The following is a 26,781-nucleotide window of genomic DNA, read 5'->3' on the forward strand; positions in this document are numbered from 1 at the left end:
GGTTGGCATGTCTTTTCAGAATCTCAAATTGAAACACTCCTACTCTTCGGAAAAAGATAACCTGGTCGACGATTTTTACATCCCCGTATTAAATGAAGCACGGATATACCGGAGAGTCACAGGATATTTTTCCTCAAGTTCGCTCTTTATTGCAGCCCGGGGTTTTTCAAAATTTATTAAAAAGGGAGGTCATTTTCAATTCATCCTCAATGTCCAGTTATCGGATGAAGATTATGAACAGATTGAAATGGGAATAAAATCTCCTGAAGGAATTATTCAGAGCAAATTTCTGTTAGACCTATCGAATCTCGAAGACGAATGTAAAAAAAACCATGCTAAGGTGCTCGGTTGGCTTATTTCCAATAATCAGATGGAGATTAAAGTAGGATTTATCGAGAAAAAAGTAGTTGGGCACGCAATACTCCACCAGAAAATTGGAATCCTTGAAGATTATGAAAAAAATATCGTCACTTTCGTCGGATCGAATAACGAGAGTAAATCCGGCTGGTTATATAATTCTGAGAAATTCAAAGTTTTTTTTAATTGGGAGGAGAATTATCAGGATTCTATCAATGAGGATATTGAAGAATTTGATGATCTCTGGAATAATAGGGCTAGAAAAACTCGGGTCATTCCATTCCCTGAAGCAGTAAAGCAGGATCTCATCAATGTGTACAAAAACGGATTCTATTCCATCGAAGAGCTCCTTATGGAAGTTGAGGAGGTATGTGAGTCGGGTCTGGGATATAGAACGAAAAAAGATCCATCAATAGTTCTTCGTCATTACCAGCATGAAGCAATCGATGCCTGGTTTGCTAATAACTGTCAGGGAATTCTAGAGATGGCAACTGGCACTGGAAAGACATACACTGCTATTGGTGCATTACAGAAATTATTGAAGCAAGAGAAAAAACTGATAACAATTATTTGTACCCCGTTTCTTCATCTTACAACACAATGGGAACAGAATATCCATCAGATGGGTGTTGACCTTCCTATTATCTATGCGAGCAGTATGGATCCTAAGTGGAAGGATAAATGTACTGATAAAATCCTTGATAACCGCCTGGGAAAATTGCCGCAATTTATTATCCTTGCAACCCATGATACAATATCCTCCAAAAAATTTATTGAAATGATGGAGGATCTCAAATCACCGGCTCTTCTCATTGCAGATGAAGTTCACGGAATGGGATCGGTGAAAAGGATCAATGGCCTGATCGATAAATATCGTTATCGCCTAGGATTAAGTGCAACACCCCATCGCTATTTTGATGAGTTTGGAACGAATAAATTGATGGAATATTTCGACAAAACCGTGTACGAATTTAATCTTCACCAGGCAATCAATGAGATAAATCCTACTACAAATGAGTCTTATCTCGTCCCTTATGATTACCATCTTCTCTTTGCAGAGTTAAATTCGGAGGAGATGGACAATTATGCTGACATTAGCAGGCAAATTGCCATATCTTTTTCAAAATCTCATCGAACAAGAGAAGAAGAGATTATCCTGGAGATGAAATTACGGGAGCGACAGGATATATTAAAAAATGCCATCGAAAAGTACCCACAATTTATAGATTTGATCAATCAATTGAACAACGAGCGAGAAATATCTCATACTTTGATCTATTGCTCTCCTCAGCAGATCGAGCCGGTACAGGATATTATCCGAAACTCAGAAAATATAGTTCAACATAAATTTACCTGCGGTGAGGATGCAATCAGACATCTGGAAAAATATTCTGGTATGACAGAACGGGAATACCTCCTCGACAATTTTGATAAAGGAAATTATGACGTTCTTGTTGCGATAAAATGTCTCGATGAAGGCGTGGATGTTCCTTCTACAAAAAATGCAATCTTAATGTGCAGTTCAGGAAATCCAAAAGAGTACATTCAGAGACGCGGACGCGTTCTCCGGAGATTTCCTGGTAAGGGTAAAGCCGTAATTTATGATTTTTTTTCCGTCCCCAACCTCAACGATTCCCGTTTGAATCCGGAGACTGAACAGAAGATTTTTGACTCTCAAATGAGCCGACTTGAAGAATTTGCAAAGGATGCCATGAATGAATCAGAGGTATTTCGTCAGATATTTCAAGAGAAGAAAAAATATGGTGTATTCTGAGGTAGATTATGAAAGAGGGTTCTGAATTTAACAAATTGATTTTAGAGACTATCGACGAACATTGCGATGATCGGAAGGTAAAAAGACTGATTCGAGAATCACTGAGATATGAACTTGATATCTGGAACAGGCACATTCGGTCATCGGAAATTGAAGATGAATATGAACAGATGGTTAATGATGTTCTGAAGGGGAGAAATTGAATGAAGTATGCGATTTCTTCCATTAGTATCAGTAATTATCGGCAATACTATGGAATACAAACTTTGGATATCAAAAATGATAAAATAAAAAATGTGTCACTCATTCTTGGAAAAAATGGTGCTGGTAAATCGAATTTATTGAATGCGATAACCTGGTGCCTGTATGGAATTGAGACCCATAAAAGTAAGGATATTTCTGACTCTACTGGAATGCCTATTATCAATACATCAGCATTAAAACATCTTCCCAAAGATCAAAATATCACTGCTGAAGTGGTTATCCACCTTAAAACAGATAACGGTCCATGGATGATTAAGAGAACTCTTGGAGGTGGAAAAAGTGCTCTTGGAGAATATCATTTTGACGAAGCAAGTAAATTATCGGTAACTCACCAGGTGAATGGTCAAGATAAAATCGACATCGGTGATGATACACAGATTTTAATTAATAATCTCTTGCCAGAAGCCTTAAAGAATTTCTTCTTTATCGATGGCGAACAACTCCGGGATTTTTTTAAGGTTAGTACTCCTGAAAAAATCGCAGAAGCTATCGATGTGGTTTCTCAACTTGAACTCGTTTATAAAGCAGCAAATCATTTGGAAAAGTTGGAGAAAAATATAAGGAAAAGTGTCTCAGCAACAACTCCTGAAATTGGGAAAGTTCAACATCAAATCGAACTGGCACAAGAAAAATTAGACAATCAGAAAGACACAATAGAAAGAATAGAGAAAGAGAAGAAATTAGATCAGGAAGAAATTATTAAGGTAAAGGATTTTCTTAAGAACCATAGTAGTTCGGTAATATCTACTCTAGAAAAAGAACGACAGTCTCTAGAAACTGATATACAAAAACTAAAAGAACAAATCGGGAAAAAAGAATATCAACGTAATTCTTATCTTGTAGAGATCGCCCCATTTATTTATTTAAAAAAGGAGATTGAGCAAACCTATAAAATAATTGAGCAAAAAGTGGATAAAGGTGAATTACCTCCACGGATAAAAAAGACCTTTATAAAAGAACTTCTCGAAAAAGGGTATTGTATCTGCGGAAATGAACTTGTGGGCAATGCGAGAGAAACACTCGAAGAATATAGTAATAAAATTACTCTCTCCGAATTAAGTGAAATCTCGATTGTTGGAAAAACGACGATTGAAGAAATATTAACTAGTATTATAGATTTTCCTGCAACAATCGATGCGTTTAACGATGAAATTCAGGATTTTAAAGATCAACTTGAGAAGAAGGAACGACGGCGTGAATTAATCTCTGACGAAATAAAAGACCATGATATCGCTGAGATTCATCGTTATGAAGACAGAAGAGAAGAACTCACAGATCTGATTGCAAAAAATAATCAACTCCTAATCGGCAATAATGCTGAAAAGAATGAATGTGATGCGATATTAACTGAATTAAAGGAACAGGAAGCCCGAGAACTTTCAAAAGACAAGAAACACGCAGAATTAAATGAAAAATTATCACTTGTTCAGAATACATTAAAAATACTCGGAACTACTGAAAAAATAATCAAAACAAAAATCAGAAAACAGGTTGAATTAAACCTCAACAAGAATTTTAACACGTTAATTCGTAAAAAAACAGCATTTAGTTCAATTACAATCGATGAAAATTATGTTGTTAAAGTGCATCATGTCGACGGTTACAATGTCATCAATGATTTATCTGCAGGTGAATATCTGATTCTCGGTTTATCATTTATGAGTGCACTTATGACAATCTCCGGGTTCCAAGCACCAGTTATTATCGATACGCCTCTCGGGAAAATCGATAATGAACATAGAGAGTATATAACAACAGAACTTCCAAAATTTTTAGAAGGTACGCAATTAATTTTTCTTGTCACCCCTACTGAATATGATAACAATGTTAAGGCGAACCTGAATAGGTATCTCCTGAAAGAGAATTTCTACCAGATAATTGAAAATAGTAATCAAACTGAGTCGACAGTGAGGAGGTACGATGGCAACTAATCATAATAACGAGCCACGAGATGCATCATACTCTAAAGAGCAATTTGAATATTATACGGATAAGGAGGGGGGATGGCTGAATAAAGGATCGAAATCTATCTTTGCCGGAAAATATCAAAAAGATCTTTTTATTTTTGCCATGGCAATAGGGAAATATCGAGATAAAAAATCCTTGGTTAAATCCCCAAAATTGGCCAATGTTCGTGTCGATGCAATGACCGAGAGGCAAAAATGGGCGTTATTATCGATTGGAATTTCTGAATCCCAAAATTTGCTCTGCCTTAAAGACGAATCTTCAATGTATGCGAATGCGGAGGAATATGCAAACGAGGGTCTTAAAATTCTTATCTCCCATATTGAAAAGTATGGGATTAATTACCCAAAATCACTAGAAGCAGATTTAAAAGATATTTTAGAAGAAAAAACATGATCCTCTTTCATAGAGGTCTTCCCAAAACAATTATCTCTAATTGTCCCTTAGGGTCTTTGTATGACCTTCATCGAAATTGATGATGATCTCTGGGATCTTTTGTCCCTTACTTCCCCCATAAAAGCCTCGAATGGCTCTCACCTTCCGGGAGAAACTCGCCGTGGTGACCCGGTTCTACAATACCCGGGGCGGCCTTTGGCGCCTTCTACCAGGACTACCAGGCCGGCACCTTCCCACCTGAGATCGCCGGCCCGGTCCTCGACCTGTTAAAGAGCCTGCGGACCACCATCACCACGATGCCGATGCGCTACCTGGGCCGGTCGCTCTCGAAGGACGAGTATTCGATCTTCCAGTTCACCACCGGCTCCCGGTTCCCCCCCGGCCTCCCCATCGATCCCTGATCACATGCCGGCACCTTCACCTTCAGCCGGGAGATCTTCGCGGTCTTCCAGTACCTCGGCAATTTCCTCTCGGGCGAGGACTCGATCCTGTACCGGTGGGCGACATTCTCCGCCGTCGCCGACCGGTCCGGGACAGTCACCCCCGAACTGGTGATGGAGCGGCTCCGCACCGTCCCGGAGACCGAACGCTCGATACTGGACGCCAGAAGGGTGTACCTGAACCGGTTCGCAACCGCCGGCTCGCTCGCCTGCGTCTGGACCGGGGAGGCGATCAAAAACCCGCAGGACCTCCACATCGACCATGCGATCCCGTTCTCGCTCTGGAGGAACAACCAGCTCTGGAACCTGCTGCCGGCCGAGAAGCACGTGAACGCACGGAAGAGCGCCCGGATCCCCGCCCCGGCCCTCATCGAAGCCAGGTCGGAGGCGATCATCGGGAACTGGACGCTCCTCGATCGGGCGTATCCGCTTCGGTTCAGACAGGAGATCGCCGTCTCCCTGACCGGCAGAGAGGCCGGCGCGATCACTATATATGAGCAGGGGATCGACCATCTGATCGAGAAGTGCGAGTATCTGAAATACTATAAAGAGACCAGACCTGCAAGGTGAAAAAATGAACGAAACAACAGATCATGTAACGGTCAAAGCGATGAAGTTCGATCAATTATTCAAACAAATTACTCCAGAAGAGATATGCGACGATGTATTTACGCTGGTTGGAAAAGTTTTTCCGGTCATTACTGCGGGCAAGGAAGATCATTATAATTCCATGACAGCCAGCGGGGGTGGCCTGGGGATGCTTTTCATGAAACCCACCACCTGGTGTATTCTTCGAGCAGACCGATATACGCTTGAAATGATTCTAAAAGAGCAAACATATACGATGTCGTACTTCCCGAATGAATATAAAGAACAAATACTCTTTCTGGGAAGTAAATCCGGAAGAGATAGTGAGAAGATGAAAGAAGTTGAATTGACCGGTGTTCAAACTCCTTCCGGAGATATGTCTTTTAAAGAAGCCAGACTGATTATTGAATGTAAATTAACGCAGGTTACGACCCCAAATCCCCGTGATTTTTACTCACAGGAAGCGAGAGATTATATAAACGAAGCCTACAAAGAAGCAAACGATCATCGCAGATATGTATTTGGAGAGATCACCCATGTTTGGGTAAAGAAATAAGAATAAACATGAATTAACGAAGAGAATGATCGGCCATTCTCTTCGCCATCCTGCAAATTATTCAATTTATAAATCTGCTCCTGACGGTGACAATGCGTCGCCCCAATCGACCTTGACGTTCTGAGAATCGAATATCTGATCTGAAATTCGATCTTCTCGAAATGAGGATCTTTATTCGATCCTCTGGTTGATAGCCTCCCAGAATTTCTGGTCGAAAAGCCTCGCAATCATCCTGTGCTAGTCTGGTAGTACCATGGCTTACCACGATATTCTCGACCGACGACTGAGTCTGAATTAAATGAGGAGTCTGATATCCTGAGTAAAACTGCATCTCCTGATGCTAGCACACCGATCTCTGCCGGCCCCGACTAGTCAGAAAGTGAGAGAGCCTGATCGACATCCAGGGGTTTGACGAATGGAAAGGATGACCGCGTATCCGTTCTGCAGGGCCGGCATCGACGAGCCTGACGAGTCCGGCCAGCCGGCCTCACAGTCTGGCCTCGTCATCCAGGTGAAGTGATATCAGTTCCCTGAAAAGTCCGGATCTCAACGCCGATGTTGTTTCTGTCGTTTTTTGAACCATTGCACGATCTCAAAACCGATTGTAAAGGGAAGGCTGAACATCCAGGCAAGTCCGAACACCTATATCAGGGCGAGGAAAAATTCTCCCGGGTCACCCCCCAAACCCCACGACCCTGAAGTTCCGCTGCCCCAGACGGACCACCACGGCGGCACTTCACCGGAAGATCTCACGCCGCTTTCCTGACCAGACGCGCTCCGAACTCATATGCTTTTTTGCAGTCCAGTGGGAACTGCTCATTCCGGTGTTTTTTCTTCTCTTCCGGGTCAAAGAGTGTGGAGACATACTTCGAATAGTCATCGTACAGGGAGGTATCGGTGACAAACATCGACTCGCAGGATCCGAAGATCCGATCCATCTCCATCTCCGTCAATTCTGCATTTCGGTCAAAGCCCCTCTCCTTCACCATCTCCTCCTGTGCCCCGGCTGTGTAGATGAATCCGGTCCGGATCTTTTTACCAAAGAGCGTGGACCGTTCTTTATCGTGCGGCGAGTACTGGAACATCAGCCGTTCGAGGAAGCACCGGGTCTCGCCGGTCGTGATCGCGTAGTAGATGGGCGAGCCGACCAGGATTGCATCCGCTCCTTCGATTTTCTTAAAGACCGGCTTGAGATCGTCTTTTATGGCACAGTGCCCATAGTTCTTTCCCCCGATCCTTTTGCAGGCCAAGCAGCTGGTGCAGCCCTTGTAGTCCAGATCGTAGAGATGGATGAGTTCGGTTTTCGCCCCTTCGGATTGGGCGCCTTTGAGTGCATGTTCAAGGAGCGTCGCGGTGTTCCACTTTTTCCGGGGACTACCGTTGAATGCGATGAGTTTCATGAGAGGCTATTGGAAGATTGGCATAAATAGGTGGGGGTAGTCGCCGGCCTCTCAGCCTCTCTCGGGAACCAGGGGATGATCCTGCAGGTCCTCGGCGACCGGAACGGTGTCATGGTATGTCTCAAGGAGCAGGAACGGATCTGCCGCGAATTCGGAAACGTTGAAGGGCTTGCGTATTCACTCTGGGGCCAGATGACCATCTTCGAGTATCAGGGCCGGCGCACGGAGGCGTCCCACACGATCGAGGAGGCGCTTTCCCTCGCTACGAAAGGGGATTATACCCCCCTGAAAGCGGAGATTCGGGAGATGAAGGAGCAGTTTTGGCTCTGACAGTGACCATCATCATGGTTCGGATTCGATAAAGGTCCGGTTCGCGCACAATGCCTGGTTGGGACCGGTATCCCGGAGAAGATCCAACCACAGCCGGCCCTACCGGACATCCACCTGCTCCCGCACCAGTTTCTCATAACACCTGGAGCAGATCGCCGTCCCGCTGCCGGCGTGGTCGTACGTCGCCGCTTGGAGCCCGCAGACCGAGCACCGGCCGAGCAGGCCGGCGGTGATCGGCCTGACCTCATCGAACGGAATGGCACCGGGCAGGACCTGGACGGCGGCCTGCTCTCGCTCCTTCGCCTGGGTGTAACAAGACCGGCAGAGCCGGCGCGGGTGGTCCCCGCCCCGGTTCTTCATCGCCGTGAACTTCTCCTGATAGTGCACCAGCCGGCCGGAGCAGAGCGGGCAGGTCTCGACGATCGCACCTTTGGCGATCTGGGAATAGTCGGAGGCGCGGACCTGGGCGAGAGTCAGCACCGGTGGGCGGATTGAATTTTTTTCATCAACTTCAGTAGCATTTCCTTTTTTTTCAGCAGTTGATGAAAACGAACCGCCTCCAGTGTGCTCGTGTTTCGTCGATTCCGCGCCATATGATTTCTTTCCATAATTGTTTTCAGCAAACGCTGAATAACGTAAGGGGGGCACCGGACCGGCTCTCTGATCGAGCGAGACCTCTTTCGTTATTTCATTTGATGAAAATAATTCTTTCTTATTTTTTTTAATAGAAGATCCTTCTTCTTTTCCGCAATCTGCCGGTGCATCTGTCGGCGAGTTTTTTTCATCAACTGCTGAAGAAATGCTGAATAAATGCTGAAGTTGATGAAAAGAATTAGGTTCCGGATCAGCCGCATCGCCGCCGTCGTGATCGTCCGGCCGGAGCCATACAAGGCTACCCTTCGACCAGGAGGAATAGATCTCCCGGTTGAAGGTGAAGGCGGTTTCTTTCCGGCCGACCGACGAACCACCATCCTGGCCGGCCGATGAGGTGGTCTGGTCGTGGGTCGATAACGCCGGGCACTTCTCCAGCAACCCTGAATACTTCGCCCCGTGGGAGAAGTAACCCGCGAAGGTTCTGCGGATTGGTTGATATGGGATCTGTGTCAGTTTAACGATCGTTTGTAGCGTGAATTCCGTAAGGCCAGCCCGGTCGATGATGTCGAGGATCTGGGATTCTCGTTTGGTCAGTTTCGCGTCCTGGCTGCCGGCCTCACCGTTCAGGGCCGTGAAGATGTCGGCGGCCGTCTTGAAGTCCTCCGGCGTTGCATAGAGACGGATCGTCTGGTCGTCGAGGGTGCGCCGGTCCCGCTGAAAGAAGCGGAGGAGGGCCGCGGACCTGATCAGGTCCGCGAGCATGTCGGGATTCCTCCGGTTCCGGGCGGATGAGAAACAGATCCTATGAGCGAACCGGGAGAGGTTCACCTCGACAAGGCCGAGACCCTGAAGAATCTCCCACATCGCCCGGCAGACCGTGACCTGTCGCGGCTCGCCGGCCGGCCCTGATTCGTCCCGTGACTCCTGCGCCAGTTTCCGAACGAGGACAGCGCGATCCTGTTCCGCTGACTCGTCGACCCAGACCATCAAGACCCGGTTCTGAACCTGCTCGTCTCCGGTCCCTTCCATCTTTGCGATCCACCAGAGGCACCGGGCCGGGATCGTGTATTCGATATACTTCCGCTCGGTGGTCAGGGTCCGATGGACGATCGGCTTTCGAAAGTCGGAGGTCGCCTCCTTCAGTGTCTCCTGTATGCCGTCGCTCAGGTCCTTGTCATCGACCAGAATTACGGACTGAGGCCTGAGGTCGTCCATGTAGAAGAGGGACTTATCCGAAAAGGAGCCTTTGATCTTATAGGCGTCCGGTACCTGTCGGAGCATCGCCCGGTATCCGTGGCTCTTACCCTTCCCGCTCTCCCCTGTTACCATGACATGAAGTCCTTGTGAGTTCTGGATTAGCCGCGAAGCGAGCGACAACGCGAGACATTGACCGAGGACCTGATCCCCGACGTGGTCCAGGTTGAACGCGTCGACCATGTAGGCGAGCGGGTCGCCGGTTTCGAGGATCTGCCGGGCTTCGGCCAGGACCGCTTCATCTGCTGCGTCGGCCTCCACCGGCGTCGGAGCTGCACCATCCCGGCCGGCTGCCTCTTCTTTCGCGATGGCTTTCTCCTTCCGCCATGCCGCCTCCTTCTCGTCGCGGTTCTGCAGAGCCGCCGGCGTCTGTTTTGGCCTCTCGTACATCTCCCGGAGCTCCGGCCACCGCTGCGAACCGCCGCCGCACGAGGCGTGGTGGCAGCTGGCATAGACCGCCCCGCTCCCGAACTGGATCGCGAAGGCTCCATCTGTGTGAGCCGAGGAGAACGGACAGGCGTCGAGCCGGTAGAGGTCGCCGCCCTGGTACGGCCGGCGATCGGAGAAGCCGAGGCCGTGGTCGTGGAACCAGCCGGCAAGGTTGAGTGTCTCCCCCAGCTTGCGCCCGGTCCCCCTGTTCGAGGGAGCCGGCGCTGCTGCATTGACAACACCAGGATCCGTGATCGCCAGGGCTGCGAGCTGCTCCCGCGTCACGATCGTGATCGAGTCCGGCACCGAGAGGAGCCGGCTCCGTCGGTGCGGCCTGGCCCCGGTCGAATCACCCTTTCTCGCAACGGTCCCGTAGACCTTCCAGATCCGCGAGGCATTGAACACGGCCGTATCGACCGAGGCCTTCTCATCAGAGAAGAGGCCGTCGAGTGCGACAAGAGCGGCTTTGATTAAAGCCGTGACCTTGTCATCGTTGGGCAGGTCCACCCGGTACAGGAGGTGAGCACCGTTGCCGGAGTCGCCAGCGACCGGGGACGGCCAGCCCATCTCACCCAGGGCCGCCGCAATCCCGGCCGCTCGGTCCAGCGCCGCCTGGTGCTCCTTGTCGGAGGAGGAGACCCCCGAAGGCCGGGCCGGGTCGATATCGATCAGGAACCAGCGCCGGCTCAGGATGTCGCCATCGCTCGTCGACGAGTCCTTCTTGGCGAGCGGTCCCTTGATCCGGTTCGCCCTCCTCGCCAGGAGGTCCGGTAATACCGGGTTCGGGGTCAGGTAAATGCCATCGGGGTTCGCCGCGTCGAGCGCCTCGATCGCCTTCGCGGCGACGTCGAGGTCGTCGAAGTAGCCGGAGGCGATGCGATCGCCCGTCCAGCTCCGGACCTCGAAGACCTGGCCCGGAGCGAGCAGCACCTCGAGACCCTGCCGGATATCAGAGCCGGGAGGCATCGTTCTCACCAATTTCCTGAATTCCACCGGGGTAGACGGCGAAGTACCGCCACCGGTCCGCCGTGGACCAGATCCAGAGATCGGCGGCAACGATCGACGAGATATACCGCCGGAGTTCATACAGATCCTCGGCATACACCTTTGCAACCTGGGCGAGGATCCCGGCCGGCTTCTTCCGTCGCCTGACGCAGACGAACCTGAAATGGTCGCCTTTCATCGCAATCAGGTTCACGCCCGGGTAGCGGCCGTCGGTCCGGATCACCCCGTACCCGAGGCCCCGCAGACGAGAGGCCGCTTCATGTTCGATGGCGTGCCGTCGGAGGTAGGGAAAGAGCGGCTCCGCTCCGGTATCTTCCACAATTTCGGTTGACATATCGCACCCTCACACCGAAGGCATCGGATCGAACCGGGACCTGGTTAGCCCGCGAGCGGCATCTACAAGAGCCGGCCGAGGTACAATATACCTGAGTTCAGACGGGAGACGAATCGCAGTCCCGCTGGCATCATAAATGACTGCCGTGTCCCGCAGGACCAACAGATCGCGCAGGGCGTTGTGATCGATGTGTACAGCCCGGTCGGCGTGATAGAGCCGAACCGTGCCGTTCAAGCCAGGGACGAGGGTGATGGCCCTGCCCGGATCCTCTACAGCACCCGGGATCGCTCCACGCATGCCTGATGAAAAAACTGATTCGCTCATTATTTCTCCCCAAAAGCGATAGTAACATCGCGATTCCAAAATTATTCACATCAGAGTATAAACCTATCGATTCGGGGGATGATAGTAAATTATGACCATAATCATTTCTCAAAAAAATTGCCCGGTTCCAGAGAAAAATAACGCCGATATCGTCCTGGATGGGGAGACAGATTTTGCGAAAATCGCCGCTGAAGCCGGGAAACCTGACAGGTGCATCAAAATTCTGGCCGGCACACTTAATGGTAACGGTGGTTTCGCCCCTGACGGATCCCGGTATCTCCGGCCCGGTCCGGGGGTCACGATCATGGGGGCCGGACCCGGCCAGACGATCATCGAGGCGGCCGGATCGCCGTGCCGGATCGAGATCCCGGAGACCTCGCCGGGCGTCACGCTCGGCGGGTTCAGCGGTGTTGGTTACTTCGGGATCCAGAACTACGCCAGTCGGTTCACCTGCGAGGATGTCGAGATCGCTCACACCCTCGACGGCCGGACCTACCTCCCGTTCGGGAAGGCCGGCGGCTGCACGGCCGCGTTCATGAACTGGGGGAGGGACGGTCAGGTCCTCAGCGATCTGGTGTACCGGCGGTGTACCGCCCGGATGGCCTACCATCACGGCTTCTCCTGCAACACGACCGGCGCCGGCGCTGCCACGTTTCAGCGGGTCACGTTTGAGGAGTGCCAGGCGATCGCGTGCGGGAGCGGGCAGGAGGGGGACGGTGTGAGGGACTGGTCCTGCGGGTTCGATCTGATCGATACCGGTCACCTCCTGGGGCTCACGGTTCGAAAGTGCAGGGCGTTCGACTCCTGGCAGTCCGGGTTTCACACCGACGGCTCCTGGGAGGGGCACGAGCAGCGGACCGCCGATCTGCTCTTTGAGGATTGTGTAAGCGAAGGGAACGGCCAGCGGTCCGGGACCACGCCGGCCGAGCTGTACCAGTGCGGCTATTACCTGCAGGACCATGTGACCCTGAACCGGTGTCAGGCGAAGGGGAACCGGAAGGCTGGCTACCTATTCAAGAACGAACGGCCGAAGTCAGTCGTGCTCGCGTCATGCAGTGACGACGGGAGCGCCTACGGCCTGGTGATCGAGTACGGCGGGGTCGGCATCATCGCCCGGCAGTTCGTCTCGACCGGTGCGACCCGCCGGGCCCTGCAGGCGACCGCGATCGATGCCGACCTGGAGATCGGGATTGTCAACTTCGCCGGCGATGGCCGGCCCGTGCTGCTCGGTATCACCGAACGGCTGGACTTCGTCGATGCTCCGGCCCACGCAGCCGACCTTGCCCGGTACCGGGCGATCGGCCGGCCGTTCTCCAGGTCTTTGATTTTGGAAGTGCCTGCCTCTGTTCCGATCTCAGATCTGGTCGAGGTTCATCCGCCTTCAGCCTCAGCGGTTGATCTGTCCGGGGTGACGGTCCGGGTGCGTGAGGATTTTGGGCCCCGGCCGCCTGTTCCACCGGCTCCTGTCGTCACGGCCGGCCCGATCTCTGGTGGGGTGGTGTCTCTGACGATGGCGGATGGGGAGGTTGAGGTATACGAGCTGGTTCGGCAGGCCGGCGTGAATCGGAGGGGATAGCGAGGAGTGAGGATTCACACATCAGGATTGTAAGATCGATCCGCAAGGAGATTAACGAGGAGTGGGTGACTGGCAAAAAGTATTGACAATGGAGGAGAGAGGATCAGATACAGATTCGAGGCTTATTAAATATACAGCACATTTGGGACGCTACCCCATATCCTTGCACTCGCAGCAGGATTTGGCCTTTTCATGACGATTACATGTTTGTGGAAGTCACGATTATCCATTCCATTTCTTTTTTAGGAGTCATAACCGGGTCTCAAGTTGTGGAAACATTTCGGAAGGTTCATCGGCTCATACGAGGACTCCCTTGAATGCAATGCCCTCACTGCGGCAAGGAGATCCGGGACATCTACAAGATCTGTCCGTATTGCAAGAATATTGTTGATTCGCCCTTGGGCACGAAAGAAGTGTCAGCGAAGACGTGTCATATCTGTGGAACAGTCATCCCCGTTAACTCGTCATTCTGCATGAAATGTGGGGCAAATGTCCTACAAGGATCTACAGAGCAGCAACCGCAATCCCCCCCGTTACGACACAATCCATCCCCCAGATCACCGCCTCAGGGAGGCGTCTCGATGGGGGTCCACGTCATAAAATTCGTAGTAAAAGGGGTCATAGTACTCGTCGTTGGTTTAATATTACTTGGGATTATATTTGGATCGGGCTCCTCCACCCCTGCCACTACCGCATCATCTAGCGGTTTGACCGTTAATCAACTCAAATCCACAGCGATAGTTGTCCCTTATGATGATCTCTTCCGAAATAACGAGCAATATATCGGAAAAATCGTGAAGATCCAGGGGAAGATCATTCAGTCTCAAAATTCAGGAAGCGATTATGTCTTCCGGGTCTCAACCAAACCTGAGTATTATTACGAGGATCTCATCTACCTTAACTATAATGGTCCACGGTTTATTGAAGGGGATATCGTCGATATATGGGGTAAGGTCGATGGGTTGAAGACCTACACAGCGGTGCTTGGAAACAGCGTGACAATCCCAGAGATCACCTCGAACCACCTGGAACTAGTACCACAGACAAAATGACAGTACATCCTGCCACCAGCCGATGATCTCCATTTTTGAATTGCGGGTCAGGGCAGGATATTAGAACCTTAAATTGTCATTTCGGGGTGTGAGAAAAATCAGAGAGTATCGTCTGCTGATCTTCACTATCAAATTTTTCATCAAATTGAAATTGGCTGAAGATTCTGTATTTCCATATCTTCGATAATATATACTTGAGTTTACCATAACCGGATTTTGATGTCTCGCCTGTTTGTTCCACCGGAAGCAGATATGTCTTCCAAGTTTTTTGGAGCACTTGGGACCACTGTATTAGAATAATGAATCCTATGAAAAGGGATACGAGGACAATTAGATGAAAAAGCGAGATTTGAATCATTGGACCGACAATCTGATCGACGAAAAAAATATGGTATTCTGGTCGAACCATTATTATTACTTCAAGTACGAAAAGAGCGAAAGCACCAATCAATAGCAGATATAACGCCGATGCGTACCATCGAAGCGCGTTATTTTCACGTTTTTGTAGTGTCTCAAACCAATCCGGGGTGTTGTATTTAGTGTTTTTAGATTTGTAAATCCCTGAATTGATAGTCCCTATGCAACAGAATATCGAAGCCAATAGCATTACTAATGCAAAACCGAATATCCATCGTGGAAGGATGTCATCAAGCATCTTTAAATTGGGATCACGAAAACCCAAGAAGGAAACAAGAAGACCTAATATAACACCATCTATCGTCAGGACTTTGTTCGCTTGATTTGATAGATTCTTAAGCGTTTTCTCCAACCTTTTGAACTTGTTAGGAGGACTAGGCATGTTTTCATATCAGCGGTGCCGTTCTTACAAATTGCGTTTTTATCTGGTGCAACCATTACCGGAACCAGCCGACCACCTCCTATCCTGTTAAAAAATGGGGGTCATTTCATAGGATATCGCCTGTTTTTCTATCCGTTTCAGAATTTAAAGGCGAGGTGGATTTAAAAATCGCGAAATTGTGTTTTTAACTGTTTTTAAATCAGTGGGTCTGGGGGGAGACATTCCCGGCAGTTCACAGGGGGGGTGATGGTTGAGTGAACATAAGGATAGATTGAAGTAAATTTCTAAAAGAATATTGGATAAAAAATGATACACCGGAATATATCACGTTGTAAAGAAAAAAGGGTAGCGTGCCGAAAGTGATCAGACGGTTCCTCTGCAGGTTCTGGAAGTATCTCCCGTGGATGCTCCTGCTACTCGTGGTCGCCGCAGGCGTCGCGAAGCTGATGACTCCGAACCCGGCGCAGTGGCTCACACCGATCGGTGATGCGGCAATCACTTCGGAATGCTTAAGGTGATATCCAACACATTCCCGACTATAGTGATGCGGCGATGAAACAGTGCCCCAAATGTGGGGAGCTGGCACAAAACGGACGGATCCTGTGCTCCCGTGTCGTAAGAATTATTTGTGGTGGTTTTAATGAAATTGAAATTATTAATTTGTGCTATTCTTCTTTTGTGTGGGGTCATTCAGGTTGTAACAGCAACCGAGACGTATCAATTCACAACGCAGTGGGGAGGTAATGGTTCGGAGAGCGGCCAGTTCTCAGCACCATCCGGGATCACTGTGGATGAATTGGGAAATATATTTGTTGCAGACACGAATAACAACAGGATCCAAAAGTTCTCATCAACCGGTGCCTTCATTAATGCATGGGGAAGTAAGGGGATTGAGAATGGACAATTCAAATCTCCACGTGGCATCGCTGTTGATAAAACAGGCAACATTTTCATTGCTGATACGGGCAATTATCGGATTCAAAAATTCTCATCGACGGGGCAGTTCCTTATAAAATGGGGGAGTCCGGGAATTGGGATAGGGCAGTTTGCCGCCCCCGAAGGGATCTGTGTTGATGATGCAGGGAATGTATATGTGACGGATTGGGGTTACAACCGGGTACAAAAATTCTCATCCGATGGTACATATATCACTTCATGGGGCAGGGGGTATATGAGCAGCCCTTTCGGTATCGATGTAGACAATACAGGTAACGTCTACGTAGCCGATACCGCAAACCATCGAATTCTAAAATTCACAGATGATGGCTCATTAATTGATACCTGGGGTGTCACACCCGGTCCTTGGGACGGCCATTTCGTCGCTCCCTATGGTGTCACCGTCGACGATGCGGGTAATGTTTTTGTTACGGATACCTATAATTCTCGAATTCAGAAGTTCTCGTCAGTTGGTACCTTCATTACAAAATGGGGAACAGGAGGCACTGGAGAGGGGCAGTTTGGACTTCCATCGGCTACTGCAATTGATACATCAGAAAACGTCTATGTAGCCGATACAGCCAATAACCGAATCCAAAAATTTACTTCCCAAGGTACCGCTCCGACCATTACCCAAACGACATCGACACCTACCTCTACAGCAACCCCAACGCAGACCCCAACCTCTACTCCGAGCCCAACTCTAACCACCAACCCGAGAGATATCACTGCTCCCAGAACCATCAATGAACCTGGAGAATATCATCTTGTCAATGATATCTCGAATTGTTCCACGGATTGTATTGTGATTTCCGGCTCCGATATCATTATCGAGGGAGATGGACACTCGATATCAGGAATAGGATTCATCCCACCCGGCGCCGATCCTCGCATACTTTCCGCAGGGATCAAGATTGGATCATCACAACCAGTCCATAATATAGTGATCCGCAATATCACTGTTGTTAATTTTGGACTTGGGGCTTATGTGAACCAACTGACTGACGGAGTTATTGAAAATTGTTCATTTTCTCACGGGTATGTTGGCACTATCTTCACCTATACTACGAATCTTATTATCAAAAAATGCCATTATTCAGACAACTCTGAGGTGGGTATAGATTTAGAGTATTATTCTCATGACTGCTTTATCGACAACAATAGCATTGACCGGGACAGGATTGGTGTTAGTCTTCACGAGAGTGGTGGACATCATCTCGTAAGCAATAACACGATAACCAATAATCGCTACGGTATCTGCACATGGTTCACAGGGGAAGGTATGAAATCCTGGCAGAATACCATCATCAACAATCACATTGAAGGAAATGATGTCGGGATTGACGGAGCAAAAGACTACGTCATCACGAACAACTATCTGAATAACTCTAAAAATATCGATCACATTCTGTCCCCCAACCGCTGGAATTCTACACCGGTTTCTGGAGAGAATATCGTGCAGGGGAGTGCTCTTGGAGGAAATTATTGGGGTCAGCCTGATGGAAATGGGTTTTCTCAAACCGCAGTAGACAATGACCGTGACGGGTTCGCTGATACATCCTTCATTATCGCATCTCAAAATACGGACTATTATCCTCTGAGCCTTCCAGTTATCCGTGTGGTGCCTGGGAGCAGGAACCCGCCCAAGGCTCTCAATGGCGATGGTTTGAATAATGATGTGAACGGCAACGGGGGACTTGACTTCAATGATGTGGTACTCTTCTTCAACAATATGGACTGGATCGCCGCGAATGAACCTGTCTCTGCCTTCGACTTCAACAGGAATGGACAGATCGACTTCAATGACGTCGTCCTCCTCTTTAACCAGATCTAACTTTTTTTACAAGAGGGTGAGGAGGAAAATCTAAAAATGCAGTTCAGAAAGAGGTGATGCCTCAGGCACATTCAAAAAACCAGGGTCATTTATATTTGTGATTGATGTTGTGCCATGACCTTCCTTCTTTTGATTGTTGGGTCACCTTTCCAAAGGACTTTTTAGCCGATCCACCTCTAATAGACCAGTAATTCTTTACACCATCATCTCTATCAGAGTAACTTTCCGTCGTCCGCCGGCTTGCGTCCCATCGGGAAACAGGTCTACTGGTGTTCGTTGAATGGGTAGTTCTTTTTGCCTTCTTCCCCTTCTGGGATAGATAATTGAGACCCCACAACAGGAGGCCAAGCACAACTATTGTTAAAATTACAACGAGTTCCATATTTTGACCTTAAAATATCAATTGTTGCATATCACAGCATAATATTTTCTAAATGATTTTTTGGGCTATCCCCAATTCAGCCGTAATAGTCAGATATAATGGAGAGTAAGGAGTCGTGGTCATCATGAATTCTCCCCATGATGGCTGCGGAGGCATCGCAACCTTGAGGCGATACAATATGAGGGGAGAAATCAAAAATGCATTTCAGAAGGTTTAACGTAATATCGAACGCATCCTCTGCTATGGTGATGCTGGGATGAAGCAATGCCCCAACTGCGGAGCAGATGCGCAGGATGGGTGGATCCTGTGCCCCTCATGTGGGATTGACATGCGGAAGGCTGCGGAACGCCTCGGACGAGATCACTACATTTCGCCCGGGTCTGAACAGGTAGTTTCCACACCGGAGATCCCTTTACAGCAGGAAACAACGACACAGTCACGACCCCAAGTGGGTCGTCTTACACTTCTCTTTCTCGTTATCTTTTTGGGAGTTATCGATGGTTTGTTTTATAATTACATAAAAAATATATCTTATTATATAATATTTTTATTTATAATTATAGCCGTAATATATACTTTTAAAACCGAGGGGGAGGTCGCAACGACTCGTCACCCAAATAATCCAATTACATCTTTTGATCAAGGGGGATTGATGATTGGCGTGGTAATTTTAATGTTTATTTTTCTATTAATTGGAATATATATTGGTAATGCAATATTGGGCTTTTTTGTGAGGTAATTAAAGCTCAAACACTTCAATCATTAGAGGTCATCCCAAAACGACTATGAGACCTGTGGTCACAGGCTCAACCAATGAAAATCCTCACTTATCCACACTCATTTTTCTGATTTTCATGCTAAACTCTTATTGATTCCACATATCACTGAACACGAGCCATTCCAGCAACGTGATGGGGGGTTGTGATCAGTTTTGGGATGACCTCAAGGTTTAACGTAATACCGAATGCATCCTCCGCTATGGTGATGCTAGGATGAAGCAATGCCCCAACTGCGGAGCAGATGCGCAGGATGGGTGGATCCTGTGCCCTTCGTGTCGGGTGAACCTGCAAAAAGCCGCGGATGTACTCGGTCGGGATTATTATATCTCCCCAGGATCAGAACCGTTGTTAACGAACCAGACACCCCCTCATCTACAGGAAACAGTGATGCAACCACAATCCGTGGAGGGGTCTCCTCCTCCGGTCATCACAGGCAATGATCCTCCGACCTGGGTGCTGTTCTTGCTCATCTTATTTGGGATACCCCTAGCTGTCCTCTGGTGGTCGCTGATAATCGGGGGGCTTATCTTATATTTTATCATAGCAATCATCATCAGTGTCGTCATTTTCATAGATGCCACGGTTCTTAAGGCTGGGCGTGGTCAGAAGGAGACAAGAGATTCGTTGACGTGGAGTCCAACATCGTGGGCGGGTCTCGCTGGTGCGGTCTTCTTCATCGGTATACCACTCTACCTCTACCGGCGCCCGCAGATTGCTGTATTACAGCTCGAGCTGAGTAATGTTCAGAATCCAACCGACGCTCTGAAACAAACCTACAAAGATTTGAGATGGGAAGGCCCACTCCTTTCTGGAATATGTCTGCTTGCGATAATCAAATGGCCAGGGCACAGCACTATCTTTACAATTGTAGCAGGATTTGGCCTTAGCATGATGATTACAGGTTTGTGGAAGTCACGATAATCCACTCGCCTCCCCCGGTACGCCTTTCTCCTTCCGATACCGGAAAGAAACAGCGGGAGCAGATCACACAGCCCCATCATCGGGCACGAGCCGCCATACCCCCTGAGCGATCAGCCGGCGTGCCCACACCTCCAACCAAGTGGCTGGAGTTCGTAGACGCCCCCGTCCACGCAGCCGGCCGTTCTCCGGATCCCTGGTCCTTGAGGTGCCGACCGCAGCCCAGGTCAGCGACCTGGTCGAAGTCCATCCGCCGTCGGTCAGGTCGGTCGACCTCTCTAGGGTGACGATCCGGGTGAGTGAGGATCGGGGACCCCGGCCGCCGGCCCCACCCGCTCCCGTCGTTACGGCCGGCCCGGTATCCGGCGGGACGGTCTCTCTGACGATGGCGGACGGGGAGGTTGAGGTTTACGAGATGGTCCGGAAGCCGGCATAATTAATAAATTAATATTTCCCTTTTTTCATCATTCACGATCCAGTTTACCCTATGTGCCCTGACTTCGATTATCAAAGGTGCATCTTGGCGTCTTACAAGATTAGCGAACTACTGTGTCTACCGCGTTTTGTTCAGTGTTCGGGAAAGATCGGATACCCGGTAACCCAATTTATATAACAGGAGTGACATTATTTGTCCTGAACATGTGCCGAATCTACCCCATAAATAAGCCACTTCCGTGATATTATGAACAAATTAGCCAGCTTGAGTTTTTTCAGAAACCATTTGTCTAATCGTATTGTTACTTCTGCCAAGCGCCCGACCTATGCGTATATATCCATTACGTCTTTGTGCAATTCCCGGTGCAGGTATTGTGACTCGTGGAAAAATAACGGAGAGAGCGAGCCGGATACTGACGAATGGAAAAAAATTATCGATGAACTGGTAAACCTTGGTATTGTGACATTGACGTTTAGTGGCGGAGAGCCATTTATTCGCAAGGATTTGTTCGAGCTCGCGTCATATGCAAAATCACGGGGATTAATCACGATGGTTGTTACCAACCTGAGTTTATTCAAAGAAGTTCATATACAAAAAATAGCGGAGAGTTTCGATTTTTTCGGCATTTCAATAGACAGTACACGGCCAGAGATTTATAAGGAAATCAGAGGCGTTGACTGGTTGGAACGAATCAAAGAAAATGTTCAGGTACTGATGATCGGTCTGGCCGGGCTAAAAGCTGATGTTCAGGTTTGCGGGATGGTTACCCTGAATAATAAAAATGCATCTGAAATGCACGAAATACTTCACATGATTTTTGATGATCTCGGAATGGATACCATATCTTTTAATGTATTAGACCCGAACGGGGGCGCAACTGCCCGGGAACTTTCACCGACCCCGGAACAAACAGCGTATATTAAAACGGTCATTTTTGATCATAAATCATCGTATCCAATCAGTAATTCTACCCGATTCCTCAGTCAGCTGGGAAAATTTGATTACCGGTGTAATCCCTGGAAAAGTGTTCAGATAAATGAACAGGGTTTTTTGCAATCACCCTGTCTTTTCATTTCAGGGAGATCTGACATTTTCCCGGATGGAAAAAAAACTGACCTGCGCAAAAATAAATTATCGGATGTATGGAGAGAGGAACAGAAGATCTATTCTCACTATGCCGATTGTAAATTATGTAACCTTGGTTGCGTGGTAGAATCTGCATGGTCGACGTATGATTTGAAATTTGTCATTCAGGATAGTTTTTTTGGCACGATCTTACCTACCATGAAAAGAATAAGCAAGCGAAATAATAGAAGGGAAAAATCCAAAATCTTGTATGTGGCAGCAAGCCCAAAGATGGAACAGGGAGCGAAGAAGTGATTCTTTTCGGGTTCTTTGCACCCGGGGGCGATTGATAGTTTCCCTATGGATAGATGCAGGAAATTATACCTTGTATCAAATTTTGAAAAGATAGATAAATGGTGTAAAACTCCCTGCAATCGTATAATGCACCCTAATATTAAAGAAGTACTGAGGATCTGAAAAGCACGCCCGAACGACGAATACGAATTCATTCAGTTCCACATTCGGCACGCAACCAACCCTTCCACCATCGACCGTTCTGCTACCGACCGACCGGCACCTCCAGAACAGACCGTCGACGCGGTTGTCTTCGTTATCCGGATCATGCCTCGTCGTCGACAACCGGATGAAAACAACGGGAACAGATCAGGGCACGAGCCGCCATACGCCCTGAGCGATGAGCCGGCCGCCCACACCAGCAACCAAACGGCTGGACTTCGTCAACATTCAATCCCACACGACCGGCCCGTTCGACGACAACGTCGACAGCCGTATCGACTTCGCCGACGTGGTCTGACTCTTCAACATGCTCTGATAGGCCTCTGCGCAGCCGGAAAATCCCCAGATTCTTATTCTAAACCCTCTCCAGACATCCGTCACCTTCCACATACACAATATATACCATTATATATTCTAAACAGCATGGTTCGCCACACAGGGATATACCAGGACTTTCCGAAACCTTTCCGAAACCTGATGCGCCTGGCAATTTTTACTGGAGAATCAAATGACCATGGACACCCATCCACATACTGGGCGCTACCCCCAATTGATCATAGCCGGACTGCTCATTGCACTCCTGCTCCTCTGCACAGGCGTAATCGGTGCAGCCGGTGGCACAGATCCAACCCTCAGCACAGCCGGGACCAGTCAGCCAACCACGGCCCCTGCCATACTGGCGACGCAGACAACACCGTCGGGCGAGGACCTGAATGCAACGGTGAGTACGGGCGAGGACCTGAACGCAACGGTGAGCACCGACGAGGCGACCGGGCTCAAATACAAGGGCAAGACCACACCTGAGGAACGAGAGGCCGCTGCCGACCGCTATCGCCAGACTGAGCAGGCCGCCCGCGCTAACGCCACCATCAAGAATACCGGTATCAACGCCGTCTCCACCCCGGCCCCGAGCGACCCGCTGCATTACTACGGCCCGTACCCGAACTACGCCAACAGCCCCATGCCGAAGGGCTCAATCGCCACCGTCACCATAACCGACGGAGGCACCGGGTACTTCGCCCCGGTGGTTGAGATCGTCGACCTCTACAACACCGGCTCGGGCGCCACGGCCACGGCCACGGCCGACCCGGCGACCGGCACCATCACGGGCGTTAATATCACGAACGCCGGCTCGGGCTACACCGCCCCTGTCGTCTACGTCTCGAACGCCACGGCCCCGCAGGGCGCCAACGCCCAGCTCGACGCCACCATCGGCGGCGCACTCTCCGGCGGCATCCGGAAGTTCATAAGCGCACTGCCGAGCCTCTCCGTCGCCGTCCCGGACACGACGACCTATCCCGGCGCCGACTACTATGAGATCGAACTCCGGCAGTACACCGAGCAACTGCACCCCGACCTCCCGGCGACCACTCTCCGCGGATACGTCCAGGTGAAGAACGGTCAGGACGTCTCGCCGATCTCCTACCTCGGCCCGACGATCGTGGCCCAGCGCGACCGGCCTGTCCGGGTCAAGTTCACCAATAAATTGCCCACCGGCGCCGGCGGCAACCTCTTCCTGCCCGTCGACACCACCGTCATGGGCGCAGGCATGGGCCCGCTCGGCATGGACGCCATGCCGATGGATTACACGCAGAACCGTGCGAACATCCACCTCCATGGTGGCGCCACCCCCTGGATCAGCGATGGCACGCCGCAACAGTGGATCACCCCGGCCGGTGAGAACACGCCGTACCCTAAGGGTGTCAGTGTCGTGAACGTCCCCGACATGCCCGATCCGGGCGCCGGGGCGATGACCTTCTACTACACCAACCAGCAGAGCGCCCGGCTCATGTTCTACCACGACCACTCCTACGGGATCACCCGCCTCAACGTCTACGCGGGCGAGGCAGCACCGTACCTGGTCACCGACAAGATCGAGCAGGACATGATCGCCGGCACCAACAACTCCGGGGTCAACCCGACAGGTGCAAAGGTCCTCCCCGATGCGGGCATCCCGCTGGTCATCCAGGACAAGACCTTCGTCGACGCCACCACCATCGGCTTCCAGGACCCCACCTGGGCATGGGGCTCGACGCCGGGTAAGGCGCACACCGGCGACCTCTGGTTACCCCATGTCTACATGACCAACCAGAACCCGTACGACAGCTCCGGCACCAACCCCTATGGCCGGTGGCACTACGGCCCGTGGTTCTGGCCGCCGACGACCGTCCTCCACGGCCCGACCGCGAACCCCTACTACAATCCTTCGAATCCCAGTTCATCCGAACCGGCCCTGATCCCGGGCGTGCCGAACAACTCCATGGCCATGGAATCCTACATGGATACCCCGCTCGTCAACGGCGAGGCCTACCCCTACCTTGACGTGCAGCCCACGACCGTCCGGTTCCGCATCCTCAACGCGGCCGACGACCGGTTCGTCAACCTGCAGCTCTATGTGGCCGACTCGAACGTGACAACTGCAGACGGCCGGACGAACACCGAAGTGAAGATGGTTCCGGCCCAGGACGGTCGCGAGGGTGGTGTGCCCGATTCAGCAACGGCCGGCCCGAGCATGATCCAGATCGCCAACGAGGGCGGGTTCCTGCCCGCGCCGGTGGTCCTCCCGAACCAGCCGATCGGCTGGAACTTAGACCAGACCAACTTCGACTTCGGAAATGTCAACCAGGGCACACTCATCCTCGGCACGGCCGAGCGGGCCGACGTGCTCATCGACTTCTCGAAGTACGCGGGCAAGACCCTGATCCTCTACAATGATGCGCCTGCACCGTACCCCGCCATCGATCCACGCTACGACTACTACACCGGCAAGCCGGACCTGACCGGCACCGGCAGCACACCGACGACGCAGGCCGGGTACGGCCCTAACACCCGCACGATCATGCAGATCCGGGTAGCGGCCACAACTCCGGCACCGGCGTACAACCTCGCGACCCTGCAGTCGGTCTTTGCCAAGACCACCGGCAAGCTCGGCGTCTTCGAGGCCGGCGAGGATCCCATCATCGTGCCGGACGCACGCTACGACTCCGCCTACAACGCGACCTTCCCGACCGAGCAGTACGTGCGGATCGCCGAGACGACCACGCACACCTACAAGAACATCACAGGCGCGACGGTGACCTCGACGCTCGACGCCAAGGCCCTCCATGACGAGATGGGTTCGGCGTACGAGACGGATTACGGCCGAATGAGCGGCTTCCTCGGGCTCGAACTGCCCGCCTCCACCGCCACGACCCAGAACTTCCTGCTCTACCCATATGCGGGCCCACCCGTCGAACTGATCAAATCGTCCGGGATCTACGGCACGTTCCTCGGGAACACCACCGATGGGGTCCAGTTCTGGAAGATCACGCACAATGGCGTGGACACGCACACCATCCATACGCATCTCTTCGACGTCCAGGTGATCAACCACGTCGCCTGGGACAACGTGATACGGCCGCCTGATGCGAACGAGCTCGGCTGGAAGGAGACTGTCCGCGTGAATCCGCTCTCGGACACGATCCTCGCGTTCCGGCCGGTCACGCCGACGACACCGTTCGAGGTGCCGAACAGCATCCGACTGCTCGACCCGACCATGCCCGAGGGCGCAACCCTGCAGGGGCCTCCGGGCGGGTTCACGGACCCCGCGGCCAACCCGGTCACGGTCACGAACCACTACGTCAACTTCGGCTGGGAGTACGTCTACCACTGTCACCTCCTCTCGCACGAGGAGATGGACATGATGCACTCGATGGCCTTCGCCGTCGCACCGCGACCGCCCTCGAACCTGTCGGCCGCCCGCCTCAACGGGAACCAGGGAATCCAGCTGACCTGGACCGACGCCTCGACCACCGAGACCGGGTTCGTGATCCAGCGGGCCACGGACGCCGGGTTCACGAATAGCCCGACCACCTTCACCGTCGCTGCCAACACGAAGACCTACACCGATGCCACGGCCGCCCAGGCCACGCAGTACTTCTACCGCGTGCTGGCCCGGAACCTGGTCGGCGACACGGTCACGCCCGGGTTCCCGACCCTGGCCGGCGACTCGGCCTGGTCCAATACGGCCTCGCCCGGAGGGGCAACCCCGTCGACCTCACCGAAGAGCGTGACGGCGACGGCAGCCCGCGTGAACAACAACTTCGACCGGGTCACGCTGACCTGGACCGACACCTCGACCACCGAGACCGGCTTCCGGATCCAGCAGGCTACGGATAGCGGATTCACGGCGAACGTGGTGACCAGTACGGTCGGGGCGAACATCGTCCAGTTCCGGACATTGAACCTGCCACTCCGCACGAACTACTACTTCCGGGTTCAGTCGTTCAACGCCGCGGGCGCCTCCGCATGGGTGAACGCAGCGCCGTTCCCGGTGCTGGCACCCTGAACGGGGATCGCCCGCGGGGCGATACCCCGCTCATCCTCTCCGCCCGACGACCCGGGCAAGTGTTCACACGGCCCGGTCGGTGGAGAGGGGAGAGCATTCAAGGGCTGAATGGGAAAATCATATCGGTTACAGTATTATTTACAGGGTTCAA

The 26,781-nt window shown here is 51.0% G+C and carries 25 protein-coding genes and 2 pseudogenes; 17 read left to right on the forward strand and 10 right to left on the reverse strand.

Annotated features, from left to right (window positions below; translation table 11 throughout):
• Nucleotides 1-7 precede the first annotated feature (7 nt).
• From MPAL_RS14420 to MPAL_RS06890, 4 genes are read left to right on the forward strand one after another with little or no spacing between them, the layout of a single operon-like run.
• Nucleotides 8-2,131: a DEAD/DEAH box helicase family protein gene (locus MPAL_RS14420; RefSeq protein WP_012618024.1), complete on the forward strand. Its 2,124-nt coding sequence runs from the start codon at nucleotides 8-10 to the stop codon at nucleotides 2,129-2,131.
• A gap of 8 nt (nucleotides 2,132-2,139) precedes the next feature.
• Nucleotides 2,140-2,334 (forward strand): hypothetical protein, encoded by a 195-nt coding sequence (locus tag MPAL_RS06880; protein WP_012618025.1) that lies wholly within the window; start codon nucleotides 2,140-2,142, stop codon nucleotides 2,332-2,334.
• The gene (locus MPAL_RS06885; RefSeq protein WP_012618026.1) at nucleotides 2,335-4,326 is read left to right on the forward strand and encodes an AAA family ATPase; all 1,992 of its coding nucleotides are present in this window, start codon (nucleotides 2,335-2,337) and stop codon (nucleotides 4,324-4,326) included.
• Entirely contained in the window at nucleotides 4,316-4,756 is a 441-nt protein-coding gene (locus tag MPAL_RS06890) for a hypothetical protein (protein WP_012618027.1), read from the forward strand. The genes MPAL_RS06885 and MPAL_RS06890 overlap by 11 nt, the downstream gene beginning before the upstream one ends.
• A gap of 307 nt (nucleotides 4,757-5,063) precedes the next feature.
• Here MPAL_RS06890 and MPAL_RS06895 read toward each other — a convergent pair whose 3' ends face one another.
• Nucleotides 5,064-5,327, reverse strand: a complete 264-nt coding sequence (locus MPAL_RS06895) for a hypothetical protein (protein WP_148208168.1) — start codon at nucleotides 5,325-5,327, stop codon at nucleotides 5,064-5,066.
• Here MPAL_RS06895 and MPAL_RS06900 point away from each other — a divergent pair.
• Together MPAL_RS06900 and MPAL_RS06905 are read left to right on the forward strand one after the other, a co-directional pair.
• Entirely contained in the window at nucleotides 5,311-5,766 is a 456-nt protein-coding gene (locus MPAL_RS06900; protein WP_048145244.1) for an HNH endonuclease domain-containing protein, read from the forward strand. The genes MPAL_RS06895 and MPAL_RS06900 overlap by 17 nt on opposite strands.
• 4 nt (nucleotides 5,767-5,770) lie before the next feature.
• Nucleotides 5,771-6,340, forward strand: a complete 570-nt coding sequence (locus tag MPAL_RS06905) for a flavin reductase (protein WP_012618028.1) — start codon at nucleotides 5,771-5,773, stop codon at nucleotides 6,338-6,340.
• A 749-nt stretch (nucleotides 6,341-7,089) separates the two neighbouring features.
• Here MPAL_RS06905 and MPAL_RS06910 read toward each other — a convergent pair.
• Complete coding sequence (locus MPAL_RS06910) at nucleotides 7,090-7,740, reverse strand: flavodoxin family protein (RefSeq protein ID WP_012618030.1); 651 nt, start codon at nucleotides 7,738-7,740, stop codon at nucleotides 7,090-7,092.
• A gap of 30 nt (nucleotides 7,741-7,770) precedes the next feature.
• Here MPAL_RS06910 and MPAL_RS06915 point away from each other — a divergent pair, with 30 nt between their 5' ends.
• Nucleotides 7,771-8,070: a hypothetical protein gene (locus MPAL_RS06915; RefSeq protein WP_048145245.1), complete on the forward strand. Its 300-nt coding sequence runs from the start codon at nucleotides 7,771-7,773 to the stop codon at nucleotides 8,068-8,070.
• A 99-nt stretch (nucleotides 8,071-8,169) separates the two neighbouring features.
• Here the strand turns inward: MPAL_RS06915 and MPAL_RS06920 are convergent, their stop codons facing one another.
• The 3 genes from MPAL_RS06920 to MPAL_RS06930 are packed head-to-tail and all read right to left on the reverse strand — an operon-like array spanning nucleotide 8,170 to nucleotide 12,010.
• Nucleotides 8,170-11,313: a hypothetical protein gene (locus tag MPAL_RS06920; RefSeq protein WP_012618032.1), complete on the reverse strand. Its 3,144-nt coding sequence runs from the start codon at nucleotides 11,311-11,313 to the stop codon at nucleotides 8,170-8,172.
• Nucleotides 11,297-11,686: a hypothetical protein gene (locus tag MPAL_RS06925; RefSeq protein ID WP_012618033.1), complete on the reverse strand. Its 390-nt coding sequence runs from the start codon at nucleotides 11,684-11,686 to the stop codon at nucleotides 11,297-11,299. The genes MPAL_RS06920 and MPAL_RS06925 overlap by 17 nt, the downstream gene beginning before the upstream one ends.
• A 9-nt stretch (nucleotides 11,687-11,695) precedes the next feature.
• Complete coding sequence (locus MPAL_RS06930) at nucleotides 11,696-12,010, reverse strand: hypothetical protein (protein WP_012618034.1); 315 nt, start codon at nucleotides 12,008-12,010, stop codon at nucleotides 11,696-11,698.
• A 91-nt stretch (nucleotides 12,011-12,101) separates the two neighbouring features.
• On the opposite strand from MPAL_RS06930, the gene MPAL_RS06935 reads away from it, so the two are divergent.
• The 3 genes and pseudogenes from MPAL_RS06935 to MPAL_RS16900 all read left to right on the forward strand — a co-directional run bounded on the left by MPAL_RS06935 (nucleotide 12,102) and on the right by MPAL_RS16900 (nucleotide 14,638).
• Nucleotides 12,102-13,586, forward strand: a complete 1,485-nt coding sequence (locus tag MPAL_RS06935) for a hypothetical protein (protein ID WP_012618035.1) — start codon at nucleotides 12,102-12,104, stop codon at nucleotides 13,584-13,586.
• 317 nt (nucleotides 13,587-13,903) lie between these two features.
• A pseudogene (locus MPAL_RS17520) lies at nucleotides 13,904-14,059 on the forward strand (double zinc ribbon domain-containing protein); the annotation flags it as partial.
• Between the two features lie 108 nt (nucleotides 14,060-14,167).
• Nucleotides 14,168-14,638 carry a hypothetical protein gene (locus MPAL_RS16900; protein WP_012618036.1) on the forward strand — a complete coding sequence of 157 codons (471 nt, stop codon included), beginning with the start codon at nucleotides 14,168-14,170 and terminating at the stop codon, nucleotides 14,636-14,638.
• Nucleotides 14,639-14,714: 76 nt separating this feature from the next.
• Here MPAL_RS16900 and MPAL_RS06945 read toward each other — a convergent pair whose 3' ends face one another.
• Nucleotides 14,715-15,407, reverse strand: coding sequence for a hypothetical protein (locus MPAL_RS06945; RefSeq protein ID WP_148208169.1), 693 nt, complete (start codon nucleotides 15,405-15,407; stop codon nucleotides 14,715-14,717).
• Between the two features lie 670 nt (nucleotides 15,408-16,077).
• Between MPAL_RS06945 and MPAL_RS14425 the strand changes: the two genes are divergently transcribed.
• Nucleotides 16,078-18,207 carry a NosD domain-containing protein gene (locus tag MPAL_RS14425; protein WP_012618038.1) on the forward strand — a complete coding sequence of 710 codons (2,130 nt, stop codon included), beginning with the start codon at nucleotides 16,078-16,080 and terminating at the stop codon, nucleotides 18,205-18,207.
• Between the two features lie 85 nt (nucleotides 18,208-18,292).
• On the opposite strand, the gene MPAL_RS15770 is transcribed toward MPAL_RS14425, so the two are convergent.
• The gene (locus MPAL_RS15770) at nucleotides 18,293-18,589 is read right to left on the reverse strand and encodes a hypothetical protein (protein ID WP_148208170.1); all 297 of its coding nucleotides are present in this window, start codon (nucleotides 18,587-18,589) and stop codon (nucleotides 18,293-18,295) included.
• A 256-nt stretch (nucleotides 18,590-18,845) separates the two neighbouring features.
• Between MPAL_RS15770 and MPAL_RS06955 the strand changes: the two genes are divergently transcribed.
• The 5 genes and pseudogenes from MPAL_RS06955 to MPAL_RS06970 all read left to right on the forward strand — a co-directional run bounded on the left by MPAL_RS06955 (nucleotide 18,846) and on the right by MPAL_RS06970 (nucleotide 22,102).
• Nucleotides 18,846-19,328: a zinc ribbon domain-containing protein gene (locus MPAL_RS06955; protein WP_012618039.1), complete on the forward strand. Its 483-nt coding sequence runs from the start codon at nucleotides 18,846-18,848 to the stop codon at nucleotides 19,326-19,328.
• Between the two features lie 253 nt (nucleotides 19,329-19,581).
• Nucleotides 19,582-19,641 (forward strand): annotated as a pseudogene (locus MPAL_RS17525) (zinc ribbon domain-containing protein); the annotation flags it as partial.
• 114 nt (nucleotides 19,642-19,755) lie between these two features.
• Entirely contained in the window at nucleotides 19,756-20,289 is a 534-nt protein-coding gene (locus MPAL_RS06960) for a hypothetical protein (RefSeq protein ID WP_048145247.1), read from the forward strand.
• A 139-nt stretch (nucleotides 20,290-20,428) separates the two neighbouring features.
• Nucleotides 20,429-20,722 (forward strand): hypothetical protein, encoded by a 294-nt coding sequence (locus MPAL_RS06965; RefSeq protein ID WP_148208171.1) that lies wholly within the window; start codon nucleotides 20,429-20,431, stop codon nucleotides 20,720-20,722.
• A gap of 246 nt (nucleotides 20,723-20,968) precedes the next feature.
• Complete coding sequence (locus MPAL_RS06970) at nucleotides 20,969-22,102, forward strand: DUF3463 domain-containing protein (protein ID WP_012618041.1); 1,134 nt, start codon at nucleotides 20,969-20,971, stop codon at nucleotides 22,100-22,102.
• Between the two features lie 694 nt (nucleotides 22,103-22,796).
• Here the strand turns inward: MPAL_RS06970 and MPAL_RS15775 are convergent.
• Genes MPAL_RS15775 through MPAL_RS15785 form a run of 3 tightly spaced genes read right to left on the reverse strand, consistent with a single transcriptional unit; the run spans nucleotide 22,797 to nucleotide 24,355 of the window.
• A complete protein-coding gene (locus MPAL_RS15775) occupies nucleotides 22,797-23,228 on the reverse strand; it encodes a hypothetical protein (RefSeq protein ID WP_148208172.1) in 432 nt (143 codons plus the stop codon).
• A gap of 48 nt (nucleotides 23,229-23,276) precedes the next feature.
• Entirely contained in the window at nucleotides 23,277-24,104 is an 828-nt protein-coding gene (locus MPAL_RS15780; protein ID WP_148208173.1) for a hypothetical protein, read from the reverse strand.
• A gap of 32 nt (nucleotides 24,105-24,136) precedes the next feature.
• Entirely contained in the window at nucleotides 24,137-24,355 is a 219-nt protein-coding gene (locus MPAL_RS15785) for a hypothetical protein (RefSeq protein WP_148208174.1), read from the reverse strand.
• 193 nt (nucleotides 24,356-24,548) lie between these two features.
• Between MPAL_RS15785 and MPAL_RS15790 the strand changes: the two genes are divergently transcribed.
• Nucleotides 24,549-26,630 (forward strand): cupredoxin domain-containing protein, encoded by a 2,082-nt coding sequence (locus MPAL_RS15790; RefSeq protein ID WP_158303643.1) that lies wholly within the window; start codon nucleotides 24,549-24,551, stop codon nucleotides 26,628-26,630.
• The last annotated feature ends 151 nt before the right edge of the window (nucleotides 26,631-26,781 follow it).

Source organism: Methanosphaerula palustris E1-9c (assembly GCF_000021965.1).
GTDB classification, from domain to species: Archaea; Halobacteriota; Methanomicrobia; order Methanomicrobiales; family Methanospirillaceae; genus Methanosphaerula; species Methanosphaerula palustris.